This window comes from Bradyrhizobium sp. Ghvi, assembly GCF_900115265.1.
Taxonomy (GTDB): domain Bacteria; phylum Pseudomonadota; class Alphaproteobacteria; order Rhizobiales; family Xanthobacteraceae; genus Bradyrhizobium.
In genome coordinates this window covers 360,849-385,384 of record NZ_FOVU01000005.1, presented here as the reverse complement: position 1 = coordinate 385,384, position 24,536 = coordinate 360,849, and the positions used below count along the sequence as shown (strand labels likewise).

Here is a 24,536-nt window from a genome sequence, read left to right as displayed (position 1 = left end):
GCTACTGCGGACAGATGTAGCCCGTGCCGGCCGGCGACTTGAAGCAGCCGACCGACTCCGGCAGCACGTGCCGCGGCAACCACAGCACGACGCTCGGGAAATAGATCGCGAATGCGATGGTGGCGAAGAACACCACATAGATCGGCAGCGCCGCGCGTAGCGCTTTGGCAAAACTGATGCCGACGAATTTCGAGGCCATCAAGAGCACCAATCCATAAGGCGGTGTGATCAGGCCGAAAGCGAGCGTCGCGATCAGCACCACGCCCATGTGCACGCCGTTGATGTCGCCGGCCTCCGTCAGCGTGTTGACCAGCGGCATGAAGATGATGATCGTCGGCACCGGCTCGATGAAATCGCCGACAACGGTGAACAGCAGCACCATCAGCAGCATGATAAGGTGCGGATCGTGGCCCGCGATCGAGGTGATCATCTCGGCGATGTAACTGGCGCCGCGCAAGTACGCGAGCATCCAGCCGAAGGCGTTGGCGGCGCCGATGGTGATCAGCGGCAGCGAGAAGATCAGGCCGGCGAGGCAGAAATCATAGGGAATCTTCTTGAAATGCCCGCGGTTCAGTGCGGGGATCACCACCAGGATGATCCACACCACGGCGACGACGCCAGCCTCCGTCGGCGTGAACCAGCCGGTCAGGATGCCGCCGAGCAGGATCACCGGGATCATCAGCGGCAGCGCCGCATCGCCGGCAGCGAACACCACCTGCCGCAGCGGCGCGCGCGGCTTGCGCAGGCCGGAGGGGCCGAAGAAGTAGCAATAGATCATCAGCCCGAAGCCGATCATCAGGCCGGGCACGACGCCCGCCATGAACAGGCCGGCGATCGAGACGTTGCCGACCGCGCCATAGACCACGGCGGTGATGCTCGGCGGCACCAGAGCCGCAATGGTCGAGGCCGAGGCAATGATCGCGGCGATGAAGGCGGGCTCGTAGCCTTCGCGCTTCATCGGGCCGCCGAGCGCGCGGCTCATCACGGCAACGTCGGCCGTGGTCGAGCCCGACATCTCCGAGAAGAACATGCTGAAGACGACCACGACCTGCGACAGTCCGCCCCTGATATGACCGACCAACGATACCGAGAGGTTTGCTATTCGCACCACCACATTGGCCGAGCTCATGAGCTCGCCGACCAGCAGAAAGAACGGGATCGCGAGCAGCGCCTCGGAATCGACGCCGTCAAAGATCTTCTGGATGATCGCGGCGAGCGACACGTCGGACAGGATCGCGCCGATGAAGACGCCGGCCATCAGCGAGAACGGCACGGGCACGCCGAGATAACCGAACGACAGGAAGCAGATCGACATCAAGGCCAGGACGACGGGTGCGCTCACGGCTGCGCCCTCGCCTGCGCTTCGGTGACGGCAGGCGCGGCATCCTCGTCCGGCGGCTCGGGATGATCAAAACCGTTGCGCAGGCCGTTGACGAGTTGCTCGATCGTGAACAGGCCGACCAGGATGCCGGACAGCGGAATGATCGCATAAAGCGATGCGATCGGCGTGCCTGACGGCAGGCGGAAGCTGCCAAAGCCGCGCAGATAGTTCTGATAGCCGTACCAGATCAGGCAGAAGGCGACGCCGAGCACGATGAGGCGGATGATCACTTCGACAATCGTTCGCGGCATGCCGTGCATCGCCTCGGAGATCGCGGTGAGATAGAGGTGATCGTTGCGCCGGGTCGCAGCCGCGGTCCCGACGAAAATCGCGTAGATGAACAGCGTCGAGGTGACCTCCTGGAGCCACAGCCAGGGATGGCCGATGGTGCGGGTGACGACGTCGGCAGTCACCGACAGCGAGAAGCCGAAGCACAGCACACCGCAGAAGATCATCAGCGTGAGCTCGAGCCAGTCGAGCCAACGCCATTTGAGATGGCGCTGGCGTTGGAGGATGAGCTTGTCGGCGATGGGCATTGATGTCCCCGGCTGCAAATTGGCTTCACCTCTCCCGCTTGCGGGAGAGGTCGCCGCGTAGCGGCGGGTGAGGGTTCTTTCCTCTGGGGGATTGTCCCAATGCGGAGACACCCTCCTCCCCTGCCCTCTCCCGCAAGCGGGAGAGGGAGCGCACCGTCTTCCGGCATGACGTTAATTAATCGACCGGATCAAATTCTTGATCTTCTCGGCGTGCGGGCCGAGCTCCTTGGCGAGCTTGTCGAGATAGGGATCGGCGATCGCCGTGAAGCCGGACTTGTCGACATCGGCAACGATCTTGACGCCGATCGCTTTCAGCTTGACTTGCGATTGATGCTCAAGCTCGATCGCCTTTGCTGGCTGCGTCTTGTTGACCTCGTCCGCCGCGGCCTGAACCCAGCCCTGCTGCTCGGGTGTGAGGTTGTTCCAGAGCTTGTCGCTGATCCAGACCAGGCTGTTGTTGGCCTCATGCTCAGTCATCGAGAGCACCGGCGCCACCTCATAATGCTTGTTGGCGAGATAGACGTTGACGCCGTTCTCGGCGACATCGACCACGCCGGTTTGTAAGGAAGTGTAGACGCTACCGAAGGGCATGTGCACGATTTGCGCGCCATAGGCCGGGAACATGGTGTCCTCGGTCGGCGTCGCCTGCACCCGCACCTTCAGGCCCTTCATGTCGTCGACCTTCTTGATCTCGCGCTTGGAATACATGTTGCGTAGACCAAGAGTCGCGAGCGCAATCACGTGGGCGCCCTGGACCGTGTCCGAGATCATCGCTTTGACTGCAGTAGCCACCGCGGGATCCGCCATTGCCTTAATCAGATGGTCTTCCGAGCGAAACAGGAAATGCATCGACATCACGCCGGCCTGCGGCGAGAGCGTCGCGGCGTTCGCGGACGATGAGATACAGAATTCGATATCCCCCGCCTTGACGAGCTGCAGCACCTGCGGCTCCTGCCCGAGCTGCGCGCCGGGATACTGGTCGATGAGCATCGTGCCTTTGCTCAGTGCCTTCAGCTTTTCGGCAAAGATGTCGCCAAGAATTCCATAGCCCGTGATCTTGGGCTGGTCGTAGGCGAAGCGATAATGCTTCACCTCCTGTGCCCCCGCGCCCGTGACGAACAGCATGGCGGCCGCAGCCACCAATGCACGCATGGATCGTGCCATCATCGTCTCCCCCTGTTTCATCGCCCGCCGCTTCAAGCGGTCTGAGCTCGTTGTCAGTCCTTACTCGGTCTTCTTCCTAGTCCTCTGCATGAAGTCGAAGTCGCAGCCCTCATCGGCCTGCATGATGGTCTCGTTGAACAGCCAGGCGTAGCCGCGCCGCGCTTCCTCGCGCACCGCGGCTGGCTTCAAGGCCGCGCGCCGGCGCTCCAGCTCGGCTGCATCGACCAAAAGCTCGATGCTGCGCCTGGCCACATCGAGGCTGATCTTGTCGCCGTTCTGCACCAGCGCCAGCGGTCCGCCGACCGCGGATTCCGGCGTGATGTGCAACACGATCGTGCCGAACGCGGTGCCGCTCATGCGTGCATCCGAGATGCGGACCATGTCCTTGATGCCGCCGCGCGCGAGCTTCTTTGGAATCGGCAGGTATCCCGCCTCGGGCATGCCGGGTGCGCCCTTGGGGCCGGCATTGCGCAACACCAGCACGTCGTCGGCGGTGACGTCGAGATCGGGATCATCGACCCGCAAGGTCATGTCCTCGACGGATTCGAACACGACGGCCCGTCCCGTATGCTTCAGCAGTTTCGGGCTCGCCGCTGACTGCTTGATGACAGCGCCGCGCGGCGCCAGGTTGCCATGCAGGATGGCGAGGCCGCCTTCCTTCTTGATCGGATTGTCACGCGAGCGGATCGCGTCCTGGCCGGGCACGTCTTCCGCATTGGCGACGACGTCGCGCAGCGTCTGGCCCGAGATCGTCCTGGCATCGAGATCGACGAGATCGCCGAGCTGAGCCAATAGCTTGGGCACGCCGCCGGCGTGATGAAAGTGCTCCATATAGTGCTCGCCGGACGGCTTGAGATCGACCAGCACCGGCACCTCGCGGCCGATCTGGTCGAACGCTGCGAGATCGAGCCGGTGCGGCGAGCGATGCGCCATCGCCGTCAGATGGATCAGGCCGTTGGTCGAGCCGCCGATTGCCTGCAGCACGACCTGCGCGTTCTTGAATGAGGCCGGCGTCAACAGCTCGCTCGGCTTCGGACCCTTGGTCTTGGCCATCTCGGCGGCCACCCGGCCGCTGGCCTCGGCGAGGCGGAAACGCTCGGCATGCGGCGCCGGGATGGTCGCGCTCATCGGCAGCGACAGCCCCATCGCTTCGATCATGCAGGCCATGGTCGAGGCCGTGCCCATCACCATGCAGGTGCCGACCGATGGCGCGAGGCGGCCGTTCACCGCTTCGATCTCGGCATCATCCATGTCGCCGGCGCGATATTTCGCCCAGAGACGCCGGCAATCGGTGCAGGCGCCCAGCACCTCGCCCTTGTGATGTCCGACCACCATCGGTCCCACGGGAATGACCACTGTCGGCAGATCGGCGCTGATCGCCGCCATCACCTGCGCCGGCAGCGTCTTGTCGCAGCCGCCGATCACGATCACCGAATCCATCGGCTGGGCCCGGATCATCTCCTCGGTGTCCATCGCCATCAGATTTCGCAGGTACATCGAGGTCGGATGCGCGAAGCTCTCGGCGATCGAGATGGTCGGGAACACGAACGGCATCGCACCCGACAGCATCACGCCGCGCTTGGCGGCTTCGATGATTTGGGGGACATTGCCGTGACAGGGATTGTAGTCGCTATAGGTGTTGGTGATGCCGACGATCGGGCGCTCCAGCGCGTCGTCGGAATAGCCCATTGCCTTGATGAACGCCTTGCGCAGGAACAGCGAGAAGCCGGCATCGCCATAGCTCGTCAGACCCTTGCGCAAGCCACTCGTCATCACGTCACTCCCTAAGCTGCCATTGTGGTACAGGCTACCCATCGATTGTCAATAAGATAGGCGCCCGACCTGCCATTTCTGGACCAACGCACCGCTAATCGACCAGATTATTGACAATCTGCCCGTTCCCTGCTCCCTAGGACAAGCCGGCGGGCGCCGGGAGGCTGAGCGCATGTCCGATATCCGCACCGCAGACGCCATGCCTATCAGGCGCGACGATCCTGATGACGTCGTCGCGCGGCTGGAGGAGGACATCATCTTCGGCCGTCTTGCCCCGGGCGCGCGCCTGACCGAGGACGCGCTGATGTCGCGCTACGGCACCTCGCGCCACTTCGTGCGCCAGGCGCTGGTGGATGCCGAACGCCGCGGCATCGTCCGCCGCGGGAAGAATGTCGGCGCCACCGTGCGGTTCTATTCGGCCGAGGAGGTTCGGCAGATCTACGAAGTCAGGGAGATGCTGACACGGCAGGCCGCGCTGATGATCCCCCTGCCCGCGCCGCAAGGTCTGATCGACGAACTGACAGCATTGCAACGGCAATATTGCGCGAGGGCGGATGTGAAGGATCTGCGCGGCATCCACGAGGCCAACGACGCCTTCCACCTCGCACTGTTCTCCGCCTGTGGTAATCCCTATCTGGTGCGCTCGCTGCAGGACTATATGAGCCTGACGCTGCCGATGCGCGCGAAAAACCTTGCCGACCGCGACGGGCTCGCGCAATCGCGGCGCCAGCACGAGCTGATGATCGAGCTGCTGAGGGGACGCGACAGCTGGGCGCTGGCGCAACTTTGCGTGGACCACATGCAGTTCAGCAAGGAGGATTATCTGGCGAGAATTTCGGGCGAAGCGAGATAGCACGGGCTTCGCCTGTCCCCGGACCTGGCGCGAGCACGAGCCGACGATCTGCTAGCCGGCAAACTTCTGCTGCAGGCATCCATCGCGGAACGCTGCTGCCCCGGGCGCGTTGGAACGCCAAGCCTTAGCTCCCGGTCTTGCTTCGGACGCGGCAGGTGGCAGTTTCCCGGAGCATGTCACGCCCCCGGGGAGAGCCGACCGAGCAGGTTGAACAATGAGGGTCTGCGAAGCGATGCGGGCCGGTTTGTTCATCGCATTGATTGCAGCGGCCTGGCTTGGCGGCCAGGTCCAGGAGTCCCTCGCGCAAAAGCCGAGCGATTCCACGAGGGCGTCTTCGGGAAAGGAAACCATCCCCAGGAAGGAAATGGGACGATCTGCGGACCCTTATACGATCGGATTCGTAACCGGTACGCCGCAATGCACTGAATTCGCGATGGCTCAGGACATTGCGACCACGCTCGCTAGCGGCCAGGAGACCGGCCCTCATGGTGAGGTCGCCTTGCGGGTTCTGCCCATCGTGGGAAACGGCGGTATTCGCAACATCCTTGACGTGCTCACGCTTGCTGGTGCCGACGTGGCGATCGCGCCTGTCGTTCTGGTCGACCGGCTGCGAGAGACAAGGACCTTCGGAGATATCTCCGACAGGCTGACTTACATTGCCCCGCTCCATATCGAAGAGTTCCATCTTCTCGCGCGGCCGGAGATCGGAAGCCTGACGGAGCTGGCGGGAAAGAGGGTCAATCTCGGGGACGACGGCAGTGCCAGCGCAATTCTTGGCCGCGAAGTGTTCAACCGTCTGGGCGTCAAGATCAGCGAGTCGAACCTGGGACCGGAGGCCGCACTGGATGGTCTGAGGAAGGGAGATCTCTCCGCCGCTCTGTTGGTCTCAGGAAAGCCGGTGAGCTTCCTGACGCAGGTCTCGCAGCTCGATGGTATTCGCCTCCTGCCCATCCCTTACTCCAAAGAGCTGCTGCAACAAGATTATCTGCCATCGACGCTTCGCCATCAGGACTACCCGAATATCATCGCGGCTGAAGCAAGCGTCGATACCATCGCGATTAAATCCGCTCTGTTCGCCTACAACTGGCCGATCGGCAGCGAGCGATATCGGTTGCTGGATTTGTTCGTCCAGACATTGTTCACGCGCTTTCCCGAGTTTCTCGGCGGCGCGCATCACCCTAAATGGCGCGAGGTGAACCTGGCCGGGCTGCTCCCAGGATGGCGACGATTCCGACCGGCAGAGCGCTGGCTCCAGCAGCAATCGGGAGGCGAAGCCGCACTTCGAAAGGCGTTCGGCCGGTTCCTCGAGGGAAAGCCAACCGCCAATCCGTCCGACCGCGAAGAATTATTCCGGGACTTCCTGCGCTGGAGGGAACGCAATCCGGCCAAGTGAGCGAACCGCAAACGAATCTCGGGAGGTGTCGATGCGCAAAGCGCTGGTGAGCGCAGCCCTGGTTGCGTTGCTCGCCTTGATCGCCGATGTGAGGCGTCCCGCCGCGCAGTTTGCGCCCTTCTGGCCACAAGCGCCGCAGCAGCTTCCACCGGCCGCCGCGCGACCGGCCGACAATGTCGAGCAAATCAGGACAGCTCCTCATCGAGTCCGCAAGGCGCACAAAAAGCACGAAGTCGTTCGCCCGTCGCCCGATCAGCGGAAGGTCGCGGAAAAGAACGGATACCAGCGGGTCAGCGACCTGGTGAACTTCCCGAAGTTCTTTCCTGGCCTCGGCATCATCTTCGTCAAGCCCGACAGTTTGCCGCTAGGTCCGTTCCTGTGCTTCGATCGCAGGGATCGTCTGGTCGCGACCGTGTACATGGTCCCGATCAAGGATATCGACGATCACAAGTCATTGGAGGCGGTGGGATCAGCACAGCCAGTCGACCACGTCAGCTTCTATTTCAACCCGGGTCACCCCGGCGTGGATGTGCCGCATTACCATGTGGTGCTCTGGCATGTGACCAAGCAACAGGAAGCGCGCGTTGCGAAATGACGACCTGCGCCGCAAGCCCGGCGAGGCTCGCGAATGCGCCGCCCTGGAAATGGCCGCCGATCGATTGGGCTTCAGCTTAGCCTGCTCGGCCGTCGGGTGGGCCACGTCATGGAGCCGGCGGAACTCATGCAATTGAACCACTAACCCCGGGTCGAATCGCCGCAGTCGCTCAACCGATTAACCGTTTGTTAGAAAACGCTACCGCAAATGGCTTCAGAAGCAAACGACAACCATGCCGGGTTCCATTGCCCGGAACAGTCCCATGAATGTACCCGGTCTCCTCGTCGCAGCGGCCTTCGGCGGAGCTTTTTTCGCCATTGAGTATGGATTGTACTATCAACCCGACATCATCAACCCGGACGTTCTGATCAGCGCGTTCTCCACAGAACATAAGAAAGCCCGAGCAGCAGTCCGGCATGCGCTGATAAACCCCGACTCGGCAAAATTCGGCACATTACAGTCAGTCGAGGCCGACGCGGCGCGGTATGTCTGTGGCGCCGTCAGCGCGACGGACAAGTCCGGCCACATCATCAATGCCGCGTTCGTGTATACCGTGGCCGTCGATTTTGCTCGCATCGATGACGACGGACGGATCACGCAATATCGATCGGGATACAAACCTTGCCCGAGCGGAGAGGACAAAGTCGCGCAACAGCGGCCGGTTCTGCCACCCGGGGCGTCGTCGGTCATCAAGGCCGTTCAGAAGGCCGCGCCTGAAGGACTGACGTCGGCTGCGACCGTGTTGGGGACATCCGCACCCTCGGCGGGCGGATCTTCGTCTGGCGGCACAATCGAGCAGCAGGTCGGCGAACTCGCCGCCCGCACCGTTCCGCCAGATGCTGCCGATCGACAGCAACCAAGTCCGGCTGCGAAGGTCGAAGTTGCCAAGAAGAGCGAGTGGCGCGCCGATCGGCCGCCCGCCGCATGGCCCAAATTCCCTGGGGATCACGCGCTGGCAAAGCCAACCCGGAAACGAACTCCGTCCGAAGCACTGAAATTTGCGGAAGACGTGGAGGACCGCTGGAATCAGGCGGAGCGGTCGGCCGACACCTCAATGCGTCCGTCAGCGGAAGACATCAACGAGGCATGCCGCGCGCTGCTCGCGATCGATCCAAAGGACACCGAATATCCAAAAGCGTGGGCAACGTTCACGCGTCTGCAGAAGATAAGCCTCGATATCGCCCGCGGTTGATTTAGTCAGCGACCCGCTGATCTGGTTCAGTACCGTCACAGCAGGCGATCCCTACCGTTTATTCCAATCGATGATCCGGCTCGCGTCGCCGTCGAATTCCTTGCTGGCGAACGCGCCGCCCTGGAAATGATCGCCGATCGGGTCCGGCTTCAGCTTGGCCTGCTCGGCCATGGCATGCGCGACGTGATCCTCGGAGCGGCCAATGGGACGATAACCGAACTCGTAGGCGCGATGATTGTCCCACCACGCGCGCTCGTTCAGCGACACGCCGTAGAACACCTCGAAATGGATGTCGGGATGCTCGAGCCCGATCCGGCAGAGCTGCACCAGATCTTCCGGCATCAGCCACATCGCGATGCGGCGGTGATCGAGCGGCTTCTCGTCGCAATTGCCGATGCGAATGCAGGTGACTTTCAGGCCGTGCTTGTCGGCATAGAGCGCGCCAACCGCTTCGCCGAACACTTTGCTGACGCCGTAGCGGCCATCAGGGCGCACAGTGACGTCGGTGCCGATCTTGTGGTGGCGCGGATAGAAGCCGACGACGTGGTTGGACGAAGCGAACACCACGCGCTTGACGCCCTTGCGGTACGCGGCCTCGAACAGATTGTAGCCGCCAATGATGTTGGCCTGGAGGATGTCGTCCCAGGGGCCTTCGACCGAATAGCCCCCGAAATGGATGATGCCGTCGACGCCGTCGCAGATCGCCTCGCACTGCGCGAGGTCGGAAAGGTCGGCTGCCTTGAACTGCTCGTTCGGCCCGAGATCCGCAGGGGGACGGATGTCGGAGAGCAGCAGGTCCGGATAGATCGGCGGCAGCAGCTTGCGCAAGCGCGTTCCGATTCCACCCGAAGCTCCCGTCATCAAGATGCGCGGCATGTCTTTCCTCGTCGTTGGCGACCGATTTGCGGTCACGTGTCTCTAATGATAGCTGGATTGTCCAGAGGGAACGAAACGAGAGAACCGACATGAATGAGGCATCGTCCCACACCCGGGATGCCCGCCAGGGCTGGCGGCCGGCGACTTATTACCCCGATCCGGCCATTCACGCGCTCGATCCCCGTTTCGAAAAATACTGGCTGAAGCTTTCGGCCGTGGAGCGACTGGCGACCGGCCTGCGCTGGGCCGAGGGGCCGGTCTGGTTCGGCGACGGGCGCTATCTGCTCTGCAGCGACATCCCGAACCAGCGCATCATCAAATGGGAGGAGGAGACCGGCGCGGTGTCGGTGTTCAGGAAGCCTTCCAATTTCGCCAACGGCAACACGCGCGACCGCCAGGGCCGCCTCATCACCTGCGAGCATGGCGGGCGCCGCGTCACCCGCACCGAATATGACGGCGAGATCACCGTGCTGATGGATCAATTCAACGGCAAGCGGTTGAACTCGCCGAACGATGTCGTTGTTAAATCGGACGGCTCGATCTGGTTCACCGATCCGACCTTCGGCCTGCTCGGCAATTACGAAGGCTACAAGGCAGACTCCGAAATCGATCCGAATGTCTACCGGCTCGATCCCGCGACGGGCAAGGCGACCATCGTCGCCGAGGGCGTGCTCGGCCCGAACGGGCTGTGCTTCTCGCCGGACGAGAAGATTCTCTACGTCGTGGAATCCCGCGGCGTGCCGAACCGCAAGATTCTTGCCTATGACGTCTCGGCGGACGGCACCACGATCTCCAATAAGCGCGTCCATATCGACGCCGGTCCGGGCACGCCCGACGGCATGCGCTGCGACATCGACGGCAATCTCTGGTGCGGCTGGGGCATGGGCGATCCCGAGCTCGACGGCGTCGTGGTGTTCGCGCCCGACGGCGTCATGATCGGCCGCATCGCGCTGCCCGAGCGCTGCGCCAATCTCTGCTTCGGCGGCGTCAAGCGCAACCGCCTGTTCATGGCGGCGAGCCAGTCGATCTACGCGCTGTATGTGAATACGCAGGGAGCGCTGGGGGGATAGGGGCGGAATCGTAGGGTGGGTTAGCCGAAGGCGTAACCCACCGCGGTCTGCTTCGCTGGAGAAGGAAGAGGTGGATTACGCTTCGCTAATCCACCCTACAAGCTCCGCAAGAAACAAGAAACGCCGGAGCGGTGCCCGCTCCGGCGTCATGTTTGTTCTCGCGCGAAATCTCACGCCGCGTTGAATCCCGCGACGGCCTTCACCTCGAGGAAGTCCTCGAGACCGAACTTGCCCCACTCGCGGCCGTTGCCCGACTGCTTGTAGCCGCCGAACGGCGCGGTGCGGTCATTCGGCACGCCTTGGAGGTTGACGTTGCCGGCGCGGATCTGGCGACCGACACGCTTGGCGTCCTCGACCGTCGCGCCGGAGACGTAGCCGGCAAGACCGTACGGCGTGTCGTTGGCGATCTTCACGGCGTCGGCTTCGTCCTTGGCACCGATGATGGTCAGCACCGGCCCGAAGATTTCTTCGCGCGCAATCGTCATGTCGGGGGTGACGTCGGCGAAGATGGTCGGACGGACATAGAAGCCCTTGTTGACGCCTTCGGGCAGGCCCGGGCCACCGGCGACGAGCGTTGCGCCCTCGTCGATGCCCTTCTTGATCAGACCCTGGATCTTGTCCCACTGGCCGCGGTTGACCACGGGGCCGATCGTCGTGCCTTCGGCGCGGGGGTCACCCGCCTTGGTCTTGTCGGCGACGGCCTTCGCGATCGCGGCGACTTCCTTCATCTTGGACAGCGGCACGATCATGCGCGAGGGCGCGTTGCAGGACTGGCCGGAGTTGTTGAACATGTGCATCACGCCGCCGGTCACCGCCTTCGTGAGGTCGGCGCCTTCGAGGATGACGTTCGGCGACTTGCCGCCGAGCTCCTGGCTGACGCGCTTCACGGTCGGCGCAGCGCGCTTGGCCACATCGATGCCGGCGCGGGTCGAGCCGGTGAAGGAGATCATGTCGATATCAGGATGCTCGCTCATGGCGGCGCCAACCTCGGGGCCGAGGCCGTTGACGAGATTGAACACGCCCTTCGGCACGCCGGCCTCATGGAGGATTTCTGCGAAGATCAAAGCCGAGGTCGGCGTGAACTCCGACGGCTTCAAAATCATGGTGCAGCCGGCGGCGAGCGCGGGCGCGACCTTGCAGGCGATCTGGTTGAGCGGCCAGTTCCAGGGCGTGATCATGCCGACCACCCCGATCGGCTCGCGCAGCACCATGGCGGTGCCGACCGGCTCCTCGAAATGATAGTTCTTGAGCACGTCCAGCGTGGTCATGAGATGGCCGAGGCCGGCGCCGGCCTGCAGCTTCTCCGCCATCGGCAGCGGCGCGCCCATCTCGTCGGAGACGGCGGCTCCGATCTCCTTGAGGCGGGTCTTGTAGACTTCGATGATTTTCGAGAGCAGCGCAACGCGCTCCTCGCGGCTGGTCTGCGAAAAGGTCGCAAAGGCGCGCTTGGCAGCGGCGACCGCCTTGTCCACGTCGGCCTTGGAGCCAAGCGCAACCTCGTACATCGCCTCTTCCGTCGCCGGATTGATGACCGGAGTGGACTTCTTGACGGCGGGGTCGACCCAGGCGCCGTCGATGTAGAATTGCATGCGATTGACCATCGTTAACCTCTTCTTGCGGGCTTGGAGGGGGCGTTTCGGCAGGCATCCTTGCACGAAAGCACCGCCGGTTGAACCCGCCATATGCGGGGCCAGCGTTGCGGCGGACGGAGGTTATATGGAACGCGATTTGGAGCGAGGCAAGCGGCGTGGGTCCGGCTCTGCGCAGGAGCGTTTCACGCTGCAGCGCGTCCGGGACATGAGATTGTAGCGAGTCTCGTGCCCCGGACGCAGCGCAGCACTGCTTTAGTGGTGCGCTGCTGAGCCGGGGCCCATGCGTTAGTTACCTCCCTACACCGCCATTTTCCGATGCAGCACCGGCGCACCGGTGGTGAGGCTTTCCGCCGCATCGATGATGGCATTCGCGTCGATGCCATAGTGGCGATAAAGGTCAGCGATCGTGCCGGTCTGGCCGAACTGCTCGACGCCGAGCGCCTCGACGCGATGGCCGCGGACGCTGCCGAGCCAGCCAAGCGCGGTGGGATGGCCGTCGATCACGGTCACGATGCCGCAGTCGCGCGGCAGCGGTGCCAGCAACTTTTCGATGTGGCTGAGGTGCTGCACGCCGCGCCGATCGCGGCGCAACTTTCGCGCGGCGGTCCAGCCGGCATGCAAGCGGTCGGCCGACGTGATCGCGAGCAGGCCGACGTCGCGGCGGCTCTCGCCGATGAAGCCGGTCGCCTCGATCGCCTCGGGCGCCACCGCGCCGGTATAGGCGATCACGACCTCGGCATTCGGGCCCGGCTTACGCAGCCAATAGGCGCCATCTGTGATGCCCTGCTGCAGTTCGGGCGTCATGATGCGCTGTACCTGCTCGATCGCGCGCGTCGAGAGCCGCAGATAGACCGAGCCGCCCTCACCCGGATCGCGCTGCATGTGCTCGAAGCCCCAGCCCATGATGACGGCTAGCTCGTCGACAAAGGCCGGCTCGAAAGAGGCAAGCCCGTCCTGTGCCATGCCGATCAAGGGTGTTGCGATCGATTGGTGCGCGCCGCCTTCGGGCGCCAGCGTGATGCCCGATGGAGTCGCCGCCACCATGAAGCGCGCATCCTGGTAGCAGGCATAGTTGAGCGCATCGAGACCGCGCTCGATGAAGGGATCGTAGAGCGTGCCGACCGGTAGCAGCCGCGCGCCGTTGATCTGGTGCGACAGGCCGAGCGCCGAGAGCATGATGAAAAGATTCATCTCGGCAATGCCGAGCTCGAGATGCTGGCCCTTCGGCGAGGCGTCCCAATTGTATGTCGAGGGAATTTTCTCGCTGCGGAATAAGTCCGCCTTCTCCGCGCGCGCGAACAGGCCTCGCCGGTTCACCCAGGGGCCGAGATTGGTCGAAACCGTAACGTCGGGCGAGGTCGTGACGATGCGCTTTGCCAGCTCGCTGTCACCGCGCGCGATCTCGTTCAGGACGAGGCCGAAGCCTTGTTGCGTGGACATCTGCGGCGACGGCTTGAAGGCGAGCTGCTGGGGCACCTCGACAACAGGCGCGGTCAGCCGGCGGCCATCCCTGTTGAACGGCACGCGCGCGAGAAAGGTCTCCAGCTCGGCAGCGCTTTGCGTCAGACCCTCGAACTTGTCCCATTCGTGCCCGGGCCGGATGTTCTGGCTCTCGCGATATTTCTCCATCTGCGAGACCGTCATCAGGCCGGCGTGGTTGTCCTTGTGGCCCTGGAACGGCAGGCCGACGCCTTTGATGGTGTAGGCGATGAAGCAGACCGGACGATCGTGATCGATGGACTCGAACGCCTCCAGCATACTCGCCATGTCGTGGCCGCCGAGGTTCGACATCAGCGCCAGCAGATCCTCGTCGCTGCGCTTATCGATCAACTTCGTGATGGGACCCTGATCGCCGATCTCGTCATGCAAATGCTTGCGGAAGGCTGCGCCACCCTGGAAGCACAGCGCGGCATAGAGCGCGTTCGGGCAATTGTCGATCCAGCGCTTCAGCGCTTCGCCGCCTGCTTCCGCGAATGCTTCCCGCATCAGGCGGCCGTATTTCACGATGACCACGTCCCAGCCGAAATTGCGGAACACGGTCTCGAACTTTTCCCAGAGCCCCTCGCGGACGACGGCGTCGAGCGACTGCCTGTTGTAGTCGACCACCCACCAGGTGTTGCGCAGGCCGTGCTTCCACCCTTCCGCGAGCGCCTCGAAGATGTTGCCTTCGTCCATCTCGGCATCACCGACGAGCGCGATCATCCGCCCGTCGCGGCGATCCTTCATCCAGCCATGGGCCTTGACGTAGTCCTGCACCAGCGAGGCAAACAGCGTCTGCGCGACGCCGAGGCCGACCGAGCCGGTGGAGAAATCGACGTCGTCGACGTCCTTGGTACGCGAAGGATAGGACTGCGCGCCCTTGAAGCCGCGAAAGTTCTCGAGCTTCTCGCGGCTCTGGCGGCCGAACAGATATTGGATGGCGTGGAACACCGGGCTCGCGTGCGGTTTCACCGCGACACGGTCCTCGGGCCGCAGCACGTGGAAGTACAAGGCCGACATGATGGTCGCGAGCGAGGCCGAGGAGGCCTGGTGGCCGCCGACCTTCAGGCCGTCCGCATTGGGGCGGATGTGGTTGGCGTGGTGAATGGTCCATGACGACAGCCACAACGCCTTGCGGCTGAGGGCGATCAGGGTTTCGAGACGTGCGGAATCGACGGGCATGGCGATGCTCCGGGAAATAAGGCGGATCATACGCCGGGCGGGGACGCCAAAATTCTCAATTTTTCGCGCTATACCGCCATTTATTGGGATACTTTACCAAGATGACCGCTAAAACATAGGTTCCATCCCAATGTCTGACCTCGACGCCATCGACCGCAAGATCCTCGGCTATCTCCAGAACGACAGCCGCCTGACCATGCAGGAACTCGCCGACAAGGTGGGGCTGTCGGTCTCGCCCTGCCATCGCCGGGTCAAGCTGCTGGAGGAGCGCGGCGTCATCTCGCGCTATATCGCCACCGTCGACCAGAAGGCGCTGGGCCTGCATGTCAGCGTCTTCATCTCCATCAAGCTGGCGCGACAGAAGGAGGAGGATCTCAACCGCTTTGCCCGCGCGATCTCGAAATGGGACGAGGTGCTGGAGTGCTATCTGATGACCGGCAACCGCGACTATCTCCTGCGCGTCGTCGCCGCCGATCTCGCCTCCTATGAGACCTTCCTCAAGACCAAGCTGACCCGGCTCGACGGCATCGCATCGATCGAGTCGAGCTTTGCGCTCAGCCAGGTGAAGTATTCGATCGCACTGCCGGTGTGATGGTTGTGGTCACCTCTCCCGCTTGCGGGAGAGGTCGGCGCGTAGCGCCGGGTGAGGGTTCTTTCCTCTAGGGGATTGTCCCGATGCAGAGACACCCTCTCCCCAGCCCTCCCCCGCAATCAAGCGGGGGAGGAGTGCACCGCCGTTGCGGCAACACCGTCATCGCCACGGCTGCACCATGATCTTGGTCTGGGATTCAGGGTTGGCGAGATCGGCGAACGCCTTTGCGACACCGTCGAGACCGACTTCCGCCGTCACCATCGCTGCCGCATCCACCTGCCCTTCGGCGATCAGGCGCAGCGAGGCCGCGAACTCCTCCGGCGTGTAGCCGAGCACGTACTGGATGTTGAGCTCCTTCATGATGCCGAGCATGGGCTCGTTCCTGTCGCTCTCCATGCAGACGCCGACCACGACGATCCTGGCATCGCGCGGAGCCCCTTCGAACACCTGTTGCAGCAGGCCAGCAACGCCGACACACTCGAAGATGATCGCGGGCTTCAGCGCCGGCAGCATGGCCTGGAACGGCGGCCGTGCCGCCTTCTCCGCCTCCGACATCTGCGCGTGCTCGGCCCAGGTCGCGTAGGGCTGCGATATCCTGGGATCGACGACGATATCGGCGCCGAGCTTTGCCGCGAGCGCGCGGCGCGCTGGAGAATAGTCGGCGGCGACGATCGGATGCAGGCCTTTGATCTTGAGCGCGGCGATCACCGCGAGCCCGACCGGGCCGCAGCCGATGACGAGGGGCACCTCGCCGCCGCGGATATTGGCCTTCGCCACCGCGTGAACGCCGACGGCCAATGGCTCGGTCAGCGCGGCATGTTCCGGCGCGAGGCCATCAGGCACTTCCAGCAGCAGCGGCTCGCTGAGCAGCATCTGCTCGGCATAGCCGCCGACGAACTCGTTGGAATAGCCGATACCCTTGATGCCATCAGGCGTCAGCAGCGCGGGCAGCGAGCACACATGCGTGCCCGGCTTGAGCTTGCGCGTCGTTCCGGGGCCGTAGTCGACGATCTCGCAGCAGAACTCGTGGCCGAAGACGACGTCGCGCGACAGATCCATCGGCGTTCGCCCGGTCTTCTTCGCCATCTCCACCATTCGCGGCGCATGCTGACGCGCGTGCAGGTCGGAGCCGCAGATGCCGCAGGCGAGCGTCTTGACCAGCACCTGGCCGGGGCCGGGCTTCGGCTCGGCCATCTGGCCAACGACGATGTCACCGTTCCTCAAAATCGCAGCGCGCATCCGGCTCCTCCGATCCTTTGGAGCGTTGATAGCACGAAGCGGGACGGCAGACTTGCGTCAGGGGTTCGGGGAACGCTCTTCCAGGGCCAAGAGCTGGGCCCGGCGAACGCGCTCGCGATGGGCGATGTAGAGGCCGCTGGCGACGATGAAAGCTGCGCCCGTGACGGTCCAGACGTCAGGCACCTCGCCGAACAGGAAGAAGCCCAGGATGCTGACCCACAGCAGCTGCGTGTAGGAGAACGGCGCCAGGACCGAGGCATCCCCGTAGCGATACGCCAGCACGATGATCCACTGGCCGACGGTGGAGGCTACCCCGATCACGATGCCAAGCCCGATCGCGGTCCAGCTCGGCGTAACCCAGACGAACGGCACCATCAGAGAGAGAATGGCCACACCTGTCAGCGCGGAATAGGCCATGGTGGTGAGCACGGCTTCGCGACCGCTCATCATGCGCGTCAGGATCAGCGCCGCGGCCCAGCAGAACGCCGAAACGATCGGGAAGAACGCGGCGACGTGAAATGCACTCGAGCCCGGCCGCAGGATGATCAGCACGCCGAAGAGACCTATCGCGGTCGCGATCCAGCGACGCATGCCGACCTTCTCGCTCAGGAAGATGATCGACAGCGCGGTGACGAACAGCGGCGAGACGAAACCGGTGGCGGACGCCTCCGCGATGGGAAGGAACCGCAGGCCGGTGATGAAGAACAAGGAGGAGCCGAGCAGGGCCGCGCCGCGCATTAACTGCAGGCCAAGACGCCCGGTGCGCATCGCCTGCAGAGGCGAGCCCGGCAGCATCACCGGCGTGAACATCAGCGCGAAGGTGACGAAGCGGATCCAGGTGATCTCGATCGAGGGCAGGCTGGCGGAAAGATATTTCGCGGTGACATCGGAGGTGCCGAGAAACACCGTCGACAGCAACACCAATGCAATGCCCTTGAAGGGATGATCGACGCGCGCAGGCGCACGGCGAGCCTCCTGCTTCTTCTCCGACACGGGCATGGGAATACTGTCGAGCCTTGCGGCTGCGGCGGGCGGCGGTGTCACTGTGGGAACCCGGCAAAATGCGAATCGAGAACGTCAGTAAAAAACGCCAAATGTGCCGCGTTCACAACTTCCGAAAACAGGATGCCGATATGCGCTCACATCCGCGCGCGTCAATACTCCATTAATAATGGGCTTTGTGCATTACAGCATGGGCAGGCTGCGCGGCTTCGGACCGCGCGGAAACGCCGCATCCAGCGCCGAAATCTCTTCTTTCGTCAGCGCGAGATCACCGGCGGCCGCATTTTCGCCGGCATGTTCCGCGGACGACGCCTTCGGGATCGCGAACACCGTAGTCGCACGGGTGAGGAAGCTCAGCGCGACCTGACGCGGCGTCGCGCGACGCGCCTGTGCGATGCGCGCCAGTACGGAGCCACCTTTGCTGCGCTCGTCGGGAAAATCATCGTGCCCGAACGGCGAATAGGCGACGACCGAAACGCCATGCCGCTCGCACCACGGGATCACCGCATGCTCGATCGCGCGTTCCCTGAGATGATAGAGCACCTGATTGCAGGCGATCTTGCCCTCGCCTGAAACCGCGAGAATTTCGTCGAGATCGTCGGCGTCGAAATTCGAGACTCCCCACGACTTGATCTTGCCTGATGTCACCAGCTCCTCGAAGGCAGCCACGGTGTCCTCGAGCGCATACGCCCCACGCCAGTGCAGCAGATAGCAATCCAACCGATCTGTCTTCAGCCGCTTCAGCGAACGCTCGCAGGCCGTGATGGTGCCGCGGCGCGAGGCATTGCTCGGCAGTACTTTCGAGACGAGGAACGCCTTGTCGCGGCGCCCCGCGATGGCATCGGCAATGACGAGCTCGGCATCGCCATACATCTCGGCGGTGTCGATATGGGTCATGCCGAGATCGAGCCCGCGCTGAAGCGCGGCGATCGCGCGCTTGCGATCACCGTGGTCGAGATACCAGGTGCCCTGCCCGATCACGGAGACGTTGGCGCCGGTCTTGCCGAAGGGATGCCTGTTCATGCTTGTCTCCAATGCAGCTCATTCAAGTCAGGCAAACCGCCATCGAGCTCAAGAGTTCAATCCGCTGATATCGGCGACCAGGATACTGCCGGTCGCCGATTCCGTGATATAGAGCCGATCTCTGTTCGCGCCACCGATGGCGACATTGGTGCAGTTCGGCCCGGCGCAGGACTTGATCCGCGCAATCAATTCCCCGTTTGGCGCGAACACGAAGACGTGGCCGAGCGAGGCATGGCCGACGAACAGACGGCCCTTCATATCCATCGTCAGGCCATCGGGACCCGAAGTGCCGAACAGCGAACAGAACCGGCCGACCTTGGACACCGTGCCGTCTCGCATGAACGGCAGCCGCCACACTGCATTGTCGCGCGTCATGGCAACAAACAGCACAGTCTCGGTCGGATCGAGCACCAGGCCATTCGGGCTGACGCCGGTACTGATCAGGCATTCGAGCCGGCCGTTCGGCGTCAGCCGGTAGACGCGCCCGCTCGGATCGTGCAGGCCGGTCTGGCCCTGGTCGGTAAAGAAGATGTCGCCGTTGGAGCCGAGATGCAGATCATTGCAGCCTCGAAACGATTCCGAATTGCGCGACGTCAGGATCGGCTTGATGCGGCCGGCCTTGGCGTCGAGCTCCATGATGCCATGCATATAGTCGGCGACCAGAATGCGGCCGTCGGCTGCAATCTTCAGCCCGTTCGGCCAGCCCTCGTATTCGATCACGAGCGACCACGCACCACCGGGCGCGATACGAAAGATCCGGCCGAAGGGAATGTCGACGATGTAGAGATTACCGTCCTTGTCGAATGACGGCCCTTCAACAAAGCTGTCGGTCGGCACACCCGGCCGGTTGGCGTCGGCCCAATCCGTCCGCACGCCCTTGCGGCGGAAAGTGTCGGGCATGGCTGAGAAGATCGTGGTTTCGATCAGGCGCGGTGGCGTTTCCAGGTACATTATATTTGTTGTGATTATTGAGGGGGAGCGCGCGGCAGCATAGGACACTGTCGCGGACAGGTCGATTGGGGCGGACGCATGGCACTTCGCCCTCACTGTCATTCCCCGCGACCCGGCTACGCCAAGGCTTCGCCAAGGCCCACGGGGGTGCTCGGCCCGCCGAAGCTTCAGCGAAGGCGGCAAGCCGGGCGATGACAGCGGAGGATGCGGCGCAGCGGGAGAATGTCGGCCTACCCCGCCGCGTTTGCGACCTTGGCCTGCTTCGCGGGCACGTCCGTCGTCGCGATCAGCCGCTTCAGCTCGGGGATGCAGGAGCCGCAATTGGTGCCGGCCTTGAGCTTTGCGCCGATCTCGGCGGCGCTGCGCGCACCGCCCGCGATAGTATCGCAGATGGTGCCGCGACCGACGCCGAAGCAGGCGCAGACGATCGGGCCGGTCGAGGCGGCATCCTCGCTGGACTTACCTGACAACAACATGCGGCGCTGATCGTCGGTGACGTGGTCGGCCGCGAACAGGCTCTTCACCACCTCCCAGTCGCCGGCATCATGTCCGGGGCCGACGAACAGGCAGGTCTCGATACGATCGCCCGAAAACGAGGCCGCGCGATAGACGCCGCCGCCGAAATCGCGATAGTCGGCGACGTCCTCGCCGGCGACACCATCGAGCCACGCCGGCCAGCGCGACAGATCCGCATTGTCGGCGAAGAGATAGCCGAAACCGCCAGTGACCGTAACGCGGGTCCACAACAGGTTTTGCGGCAGGTCGAGCTGTTTGCGGGACAGCGCAAAACCGCGGAAGACGAATTCGTAAGAAGCGATCGCGGCCGGCGTTGCCTTCGACTCCGGCTGGCCCGAGAACGGATCGGTGAAGGACTGCACCAGCGCGCCGACGCGGCCGTGCGAGCTGTTCATCGCGCTCCAGTGGATCGGCACGAACAGCGCGCCGCGCTGCTGGCCTTCGCTCACGACGACCTTCAGGACACACTGGCCGTAATCGGTGGTGACGCGGGCATAGCCGTCATGAACGATGCCGTATTTGCTGGCGTCGTCAGGGTGGATCTCGACAAAGGGTTCCGGCAGATGCGCACCCAGCCGCTGGCTCAAGCCCGTACGCGTCATGGTGTGCCACTGGTCGCGGATGCGCCCCGTGTTCAACCGCAGCGGACGCGAAGCGCCGGTCTCGCTGCGCAGCGCCGGCACCTCCGGCGCGACGAAGCGGCCCTTGCCGTCATTGGTGTAGAAGCCGCCCTCGGCAAAGAAGCGCTCGCCAGGCGCCTCGCCTTCGCGCGCCGGCCATTGTATCGGCTTCAGCGCATCGAAGGCGTCGTCGGACAGCGAAGTCAGCGCGCCGATGTCGAAGTCGCGGCTGCCGCCGTTCTCGAACGCCGAGAGCGCAGCATGCTCGCGGAAGATCTCGGCGGCGGATTTGTAGTTGAAGCTATCGCCGAAGCCGAGACGCTTGGCAGTCTCGCTGAGGATCCACCAGTCCGGCCGTGCCTCGCCTGGTGCCGGCAAGAACGAGCGCTGGCGCGAGATGCGGCGCTCGGAGTTGGTCACGGTGCCGGACTTTTCGCCCCAGGCGAGCGCGGGCAGCAGCACGTGCGGGCCGGCCTCGACTGTATCGTTGGAGAGCACGTTCTCGGAGACCACGAACAGCTCGAGCTTCTTCATGGCATCGCGGACCATGTCCGCGTCGGGCAGCGAGACCGCGGGGTTGGTACCCATTACCCACAGCGCCTTGATCTCGCCGCGGTTGATCGCCTCGAACAGCTGCACGGCCTTCAACCCTTCATGGGTGGCAATGCGCGGCGCCTTCCAGAACCGACGCACGCGATCAATGTCGGGCGGTGTAAAGCCCATATGGGCAGCGAGCATGTTGGCGAGCCCCCCGACCTCGCGGCCGCCCATCGCGTTGGGCTGGCCGGTCAGCGAGAACGGCGAAGCCCCTGGCTTGCCGATGCGCCCCGTGGCGAGATGGCAGTTCAGGATCGCGTTGACCTTGTCGGTGCCCTGCGCCGACTGGTTGACCCCTTGCGAATAGAGCGTGACGACCTTCTCGGTGTCACGGAAGATCTTGAAGAAGGTGGCGACGTCCTGCTCGGACAGGCCCGTGGCCAGCGCGGTCGCGGTGATGCTGCCGGCGATGTTGCGTGCGCGCGCCAGCGCATCATCGAAGCCTGAGGTGTTTTGCGCGATGTAGTCCCGGTCGAGCGCGCCGTTGTCGGCGAGATGGACGAACAGGCCGGAGAACAGCGCGGTGTCGGTGCCGGCCTTGAGGCCGAGAAACAGCTCGACGTCATCAGCGGTGTCGGTGCGGCGCGGATCGATCACGATCATGCGCGCGCCGCGCTCCCTACGGTTCTTCAGCATGCGCTGGAACAGCACCGGATGGCACCAGGCGGCGTTCGAGCCGACGAAGACGAGCAGATCGGCCTGGTCGAGATCCTCATAGCAGCCGGGCACGGTATCGGCGCCGAAGGCGCGGCGATGGCCGGCGACCGAGGACGACATGCACAGCCGCGAATTGGTATCGACGTTAGCGGTGCCGACAAAGCCCTTCATGAGCTTGTTGGCAACGTAGTAATCCTCGGTCAGGAGCTGGCCGGAGAGATAGAACGCGACCGCGTCGGCGCCGTCGCGCGCCACGATGTGCTGCATGCGGTGAGCGACATGGTCGAGCGCATCGCTCCAGGCGACGCGTTCCAGCACGCCCTTGCAGCGGATCATCGGATAGAGCAGACGATTTTCCAGCCCGACGGTTTCCCCGAGCGCGGAGCCCTTGGAGCAGAGCCGGCCAAAATTGGCGGGATGGTCGGGGTCGCCCGCGATCGCCGCCCCGCCCATGCCGTCGGGCGTCGCCAGCACGCCGCAGCCGACGCCGCAATAGGGACACGTCGTTCTGATAGCGCGGAGCGTCGGATCGATTGCCGTCATTTCAAACTGCCTTATCAAGCCGCCCTGGACGGAAGCGCCAGCGCGCGGCCGAACATCATGTCGGTGCGGATCGCAGCGACCTTCTCGCGATTGCGGATCAGCTCGAGATACCAGAGCGCATCGACAGTATCGCCGATCAACACGGCCCCGGTGAGCCGGCCGTCGGCAATGACGAGCTTCTTGTAGGTGCCGCGCCTGCGATCGGTGAGAACGAGGCTCTCGCTGCCGTCGCCGCCCGTGAAGTCGCCGGCGGAGAACACGCTGACGCCGGACACCTTCAGATTGGTCGAGACGATGCTGCCCTGATACGCCGCGGAACGGCCGGCAAGATGCCGCGCCAGCACACGCGCCTGCTCATAGGCGGGTTCGACCAGGCCATAGCAAGTGCCGCGATGCTCGGCACATTCGCCGAGCGCGAAGATATCGGGCAACGCCGTCTGCATCACGTCGTTGACGACGATGCCGCGGTTGACGGCGATGCCGGCGTCCTTGGCGAGCGCCACGTTGGGTTTGATGCCGGCGGCGAAGATCACCGCATCGGCTTCGATGCAGCTGCCGTCGGCGAGCTCGACGGCTTCGACATGGCCCTCGCCGTGAATCCGCGCAGTCGAAGCGTTGAGCAGGATTCGGATGCCCTTGCGCTCCACCAGCGTCTTGAGCAGCTCGGCGGCCGGCAGATCGAGCTGGCGCTCCATCAGCCGGTCCATCAGATGCAGCAGTGTCACCGGCGCGCCGGCCTTGGCCAGGCCATAGGCCGCCTCGAGGCCGAGCAGGCCGCCGCCGACCACGACGACGCGCTTCCTGGCGGCTGCGAGCGTCAGCAGCAAATCGACGTCGCGGCTGTCACGGAAGGTGTGCACGCCGGAGAGATCAGCGCCCGGCACGTTGAGCCGCAACGGCGTCGATCCTGTGGCGAGCACGAGCTTGGAGTATTCAACGCTCTCCTCGCCCTCGATCTTGAGCTCGCGGCGGCCGGTGTCGATCTCGGTGACGCGATAGCCGTAGCGAACGGTGACCCCGCGATGGCGCCACCAGTCCGCCGGTCGCAGTTCGATCTCGTGCGAGCCGGTCTCGCCGGCCAGCACGGAGGAGAGCAGCACTCTGTTGTAAGCGAGCCGAGGTTCATCGCCGATAACGGCAACCGCGTAGCGGCCGAGTGCGGTCTTGGCGAGTTCATCGACCAGACGCGCTGCCGCCATACCGTTACCGACGATGACGAGGGGCTCACTCACGAGACATCTCCTATTCGGCGGCCTGCGCCTGTGGGCCGTAGGCCTCGGAAATCATGTAGCCGGATAGCACGCCATAGGCGTCGGTCCAGGCGGTGGCGAGCTCGGGCGTCCAGGCCTCGCCAAGGCCCTTCTCCAGGGTCCAGAGCAAGGTCGCGCCGACCACGGGATAGTGCTCGGCCTTGGCGCCGTAAGCGACGTGACGTTTGGCCAGCGCGGAGGCCGCGGGAAGAATCGTTTCGAGATTCGACAGGCCGCTGACCACGGCGGCGAGCATGCCCATCAGCTTCTTGCGCTGCTCGGTCATGTCCTGCGGAAACATCGCGCGCACGGACGGGGCGACCTCGAACAAGCGGTCGTAGAACAGCTGGGAGGCTGCCTCTGAAATCGGTGCGACCTTGGAAAAGCTCTGCTGCACGAGGGCGATCTGCTGAGGAGTCATGATGTTGTCCTGTCTGTTTCGGTCTGTCTTCGTCCGCGC

General features: G+C 63.8%; 20 protein-coding genes. 6 read left to right on the top strand and 14 right to left on the bottom strand.

Going from position 1 to position 24,536, the window contains the following annotated elements:
* Position 1: 1 nt before the first annotated feature.
* From BM374_RS21075 to BM374_RS21060, 4 genes are all read right to left on the bottom strand, one after another.
* Positions 2 to 1,342 carry a TRAP transporter large permease gene (locus BM374_RS21075; RefSeq protein WP_092295850.1) on the bottom strand — a complete coding sequence of 447 codons (1,341 nt, stop codon included), beginning with the start codon at positions 1,340 to 1,342 and terminating at the stop codon, positions 2 to 4.
* Positions 1,339 to 1,917, bottom strand: coding sequence for a TRAP transporter small permease (locus BM374_RS21070; RefSeq protein WP_092295847.1), 579 nt, complete (start codon positions 1,915 to 1,917; stop codon positions 1,339 to 1,341). Before BM374_RS21070 ends, BM374_RS21075 begins: the two co-directional genes overlap by 4 nt.
* Positions 1,918 to 2,088: 171 nt before the next feature.
* Positions 2,089 to 3,084, bottom strand: coding sequence for a TRAP transporter substrate-binding protein (locus BM374_RS21065; protein ID WP_092296946.1), 996 nt, complete (start codon positions 3,082 to 3,084; stop codon positions 2,089 to 2,091).
* 57 nt (positions 3,085 to 3,141) lie between these two features.
* Positions 3,142 to 4,854 carry an IlvD/Edd family dehydratase gene (locus BM374_RS21060; RefSeq protein ID WP_177248435.1) on the bottom strand — a complete coding sequence of 571 codons (1,713 nt, stop codon included), beginning with the start codon at positions 4,852 to 4,854 and terminating at the stop codon, positions 3,142 to 3,144.
* 172 nt (positions 4,855 to 5,026) lie between these two features.
* Here BM374_RS21060 and BM374_RS21055 point away from each other — a divergent pair, with 172 nt between their 5' ends.
* The 4 genes from BM374_RS21055 (at position 5,027) to BM374_RS21040 (ending at position 8,887) form a co-directional block, all read left to right on the top strand.
* Complete coding sequence (locus BM374_RS21055; protein WP_092295841.1) at positions 5,027 to 5,707, top strand: GntR family transcriptional regulator; 681 nt, start codon at positions 5,027 to 5,029, stop codon at positions 5,705 to 5,707.
* A gap of 214 nt (positions 5,708 to 5,921) precedes the next feature.
* Complete coding sequence (locus BM374_RS21050; RefSeq protein ID WP_244552655.1) at positions 5,922 to 7,100, top strand: TAXI family TRAP transporter solute-binding subunit; 1,179 nt, start codon at positions 5,922 to 5,924, stop codon at positions 7,098 to 7,100.
* A 31-nt stretch (positions 7,101 to 7,131) separates the two neighbouring features.
* Positions 7,132 to 7,695 (top strand): hypothetical protein, encoded by a 564-nt coding sequence (locus BM374_RS21045; protein ID WP_092295838.1) that lies wholly within the window; start codon positions 7,132 to 7,134, stop codon positions 7,693 to 7,695.
* Positions 7,696 to 7,957: 262 nt separating this feature from the next.
* Complete coding sequence (locus BM374_RS21040) at positions 7,958 to 8,887, top strand: hypothetical protein (protein ID WP_092295835.1); 930 nt, start codon at positions 7,958 to 7,960, stop codon at positions 8,885 to 8,887.
* A 51-nt stretch (positions 8,888 to 8,938) separates the two neighbouring features.
* Here the strand turns inward: BM374_RS21040 and BM374_RS21035 are convergent, their stop codons facing one another.
* Positions 8,939 to 9,763, bottom strand: a complete 825-nt coding sequence (locus BM374_RS21035) for an NAD-dependent epimerase/dehydratase family protein (RefSeq protein ID WP_092295832.1) — start codon at positions 9,761 to 9,763, stop codon at positions 8,939 to 8,941.
* A gap of 89 nt (positions 9,764 to 9,852) precedes the next feature.
* On the opposite strand from BM374_RS21035, the gene BM374_RS21030 reads away from it, so the two are divergent.
* Positions 9,853 to 10,833 (top strand): SMP-30/gluconolactonase/LRE family protein, encoded by a 981-nt coding sequence (locus tag BM374_RS21030; RefSeq protein WP_092295830.1) that lies wholly within the window; start codon positions 9,853 to 9,855, stop codon positions 10,831 to 10,833.
* 170 nt (positions 10,834 to 11,003) lie between these two features.
* Here the strand turns inward: BM374_RS21030 and BM374_RS21025 are convergent, their stop codons facing one another.
* Both BM374_RS21025 and BM374_RS21020 read right to left on the bottom strand, forming a co-directional pair.
* The gene (locus BM374_RS21025) at positions 11,004 to 12,434 is read right to left on the bottom strand and encodes an aldehyde dehydrogenase family protein (RefSeq protein WP_092295827.1); all 1,431 of its coding nucleotides are present in this window, start codon (positions 12,432 to 12,434) and stop codon (positions 11,004 to 11,006) included.
* 288 nt (positions 12,435 to 12,722) lie between these two features.
* Complete coding sequence (locus tag BM374_RS21020; protein ID WP_092296940.1) at positions 12,723 to 15,086, bottom strand: thiamine pyrophosphate-binding protein; 2,364 nt, start codon at positions 15,084 to 15,086, stop codon at positions 12,723 to 12,725.
* Between the two features lie 130 nt (positions 15,087 to 15,216).
* On the opposite strand from BM374_RS21020, the gene BM374_RS21015 reads away from it, so the two are divergent.
* Positions 15,217 to 15,678 (top strand): Lrp/AsnC family transcriptional regulator, encoded by a 462-nt coding sequence (locus BM374_RS21015; protein ID WP_092295823.1) that lies wholly within the window; start codon positions 15,217 to 15,219, stop codon positions 15,676 to 15,678.
* Between the two features lie 159 nt (positions 15,679 to 15,837).
* Here the strand turns inward: BM374_RS21015 and BM374_RS21010 are convergent, their stop codons facing one another.
* From BM374_RS21010 to BM374_RS20980, 7 genes are all read right to left on the bottom strand, one after another.
* Positions 15,838 to 16,917, bottom strand: coding sequence for a zinc-binding dehydrogenase (locus BM374_RS21010; RefSeq protein ID WP_092295820.1), 1,080 nt, complete (start codon positions 16,915 to 16,917; stop codon positions 15,838 to 15,840).
* A gap of 57 nt (positions 16,918 to 16,974) precedes the next feature.
* Positions 16,975 to 17,916, bottom strand: coding sequence for a DMT family transporter (locus BM374_RS21005; RefSeq protein WP_177248477.1), 942 nt, complete (start codon positions 17,914 to 17,916; stop codon positions 16,975 to 16,977).
* A 186-nt stretch (positions 17,917 to 18,102) separates the two neighbouring features.
* A complete protein-coding gene (locus tag BM374_RS21000; protein WP_092295814.1) occupies positions 18,103 to 18,942 on the bottom strand; it encodes an aldo/keto reductase in 840 nt (279 codons plus the stop codon).
* A 48-nt stretch (positions 18,943 to 18,990) separates the two neighbouring features.
* Positions 18,991 to 19,893, bottom strand: a complete 903-nt coding sequence (locus tag BM374_RS20995) for an SMP-30/gluconolactonase/LRE family protein (protein ID WP_092295811.1) — start codon at positions 19,891 to 19,893, stop codon at positions 18,991 to 18,993.
* 230 nt (positions 19,894 to 20,123) lie between these two features.
* Complete coding sequence (locus BM374_RS20990) at positions 20,124 to 22,826, bottom strand: nitrate reductase (protein WP_092295808.1); 2,703 nt, start codon at positions 22,824 to 22,826, stop codon at positions 20,124 to 20,126.
* A gap of 14 nt (positions 22,827 to 22,840) precedes the next feature.
* Positions 22,841 to 24,058 carry an NAD(P)/FAD-dependent oxidoreductase gene (locus BM374_RS20985; RefSeq protein ID WP_092295806.1) on the bottom strand — a complete coding sequence of 406 codons (1,218 nt, stop codon included), beginning with the start codon at positions 24,056 to 24,058 and terminating at the stop codon, positions 22,841 to 22,843.
* Between the two features lie 10 nt (positions 24,059 to 24,068).
* The gene (locus BM374_RS20980) at positions 24,069 to 24,497 is read right to left on the bottom strand and encodes a globin family protein (protein ID WP_092295803.1); all 429 of its coding nucleotides are present in this window, start codon (positions 24,495 to 24,497) and stop codon (positions 24,069 to 24,071) included.
* Positions 24,498 to 24,536: the final 39 nt, after the last annotated feature.

What these genes read in the sequence shown, in the direction of transcription:
- BM374_RS21070 (WP_092295847.1), bottom strand. Translation starts at nt 1,917, where the DNA reads ATGCCCATCGCCGACAAGCTCATCCTCCAACGCCAGCGCCATCTCAAA.
- BM374_RS21065 (WP_092296946.1), bottom strand. Translation starts at nt 3,084, where the DNA reads ATGATGGCACGATCCATGCGTGCATTGGTGGCTGCGGCCGCCATGCTG.
- BM374_RS21060 (WP_177248435.1), bottom strand. Translation starts at nt 4,854, where the DNA reads ATGACGAGTGGCTTGCGCAAGGGTCTGACGAGCTATGGCGATGCCGGC.
- BM374_RS21055 (WP_092295841.1), top strand. Translation starts at nt 5,027, where the DNA reads ATGTCCGATATCCGCACCGCAGACGCCATGCCTATCAGGCGCGACGAT.
- BM374_RS21050 (WP_244552655.1), top strand. Translation starts at nt 5,922, where the DNA reads ATGAGGGTCTGCGAAGCGATGCGGGCCGGTTTGTTCATCGCATTGATT.
- BM374_RS21045 (WP_092295838.1), top strand. Translation starts at nt 7,132, where the DNA reads ATGCGCAAAGCGCTGGTGAGCGCAGCCCTGGTTGCGTTGCTCGCCTTG.
- BM374_RS21040 (WP_092295835.1), top strand. Translation starts at nt 7,958, where the DNA reads ATGAATGTACCCGGTCTCCTCGTCGCAGCGGCCTTCGGCGGAGCTTTT.
- BM374_RS21035 (WP_092295832.1), bottom strand. Translation starts at nt 9,763, where the DNA reads ATGCCGCGCATCTTGATGACGGGAGCTTCGGGTGGAATCGGAACGCGC.
- BM374_RS21030 (WP_092295830.1), top strand. Translation starts at nt 9,853, where the DNA reads ATGAATGAGGCATCGTCCCACACCCGGGATGCCCGCCAGGGCTGGCGG.
- BM374_RS21025 (WP_092295827.1), bottom strand. Translation starts at nt 12,434, where the DNA reads ATGGTCAATCGCATGCAATTCTACATCGACGGCGCCTGGGTCGACCCC.
- BM374_RS21020 (WP_092296940.1), bottom strand. Translation starts at nt 15,086, where the DNA reads ATGCCCGTCGATTCCGCACGTCTCGAAACCCTGATCGCCCTCAGCCGC.
- BM374_RS21015 (WP_092295823.1), top strand. Translation starts at nt 15,217, where the DNA reads ATGTCTGACCTCGACGCCATCGACCGCAAGATCCTCGGCTATCTCCAG.
- BM374_RS21010 (WP_092295820.1), bottom strand. Translation starts at nt 16,917, where the DNA reads ATGCGCGCTGCGATTTTGAGGAACGGTGACATCGTCGTTGGCCAGATG.
- BM374_RS21005 (WP_177248477.1), bottom strand. Translation starts at nt 17,916, where the DNA reads ATGCCCGTGTCGGAGAAGAAGCAGGAGGCTCGCCGTGCGCCTGCGCGC.
- BM374_RS21000 (WP_092295814.1), bottom strand. Translation starts at nt 18,942, where the DNA reads ATGAACAGGCATCCCTTCGGCAAGACCGGCGCCAACGTCTCCGTGATC.
- BM374_RS20995 (WP_092295811.1), bottom strand. Translation starts at nt 19,893, where the DNA reads ATGTACCTGGAAACGCCACCGCGCCTGATCGAAACCACGATCTTCTCA.
- BM374_RS20990 (WP_092295808.1), bottom strand. Translation starts at nt 22,826, where the DNA reads ATGACGGCAATCGATCCGACGCTCCGCGCTATCAGAACGACGTGTCCC.
- BM374_RS20980 (WP_092295803.1), bottom strand. Translation starts at nt 24,497, where the DNA reads ATGACTCCTCAGCAGATCGCCCTCGTGCAGCAGAGCTTTTCCAAGGTC.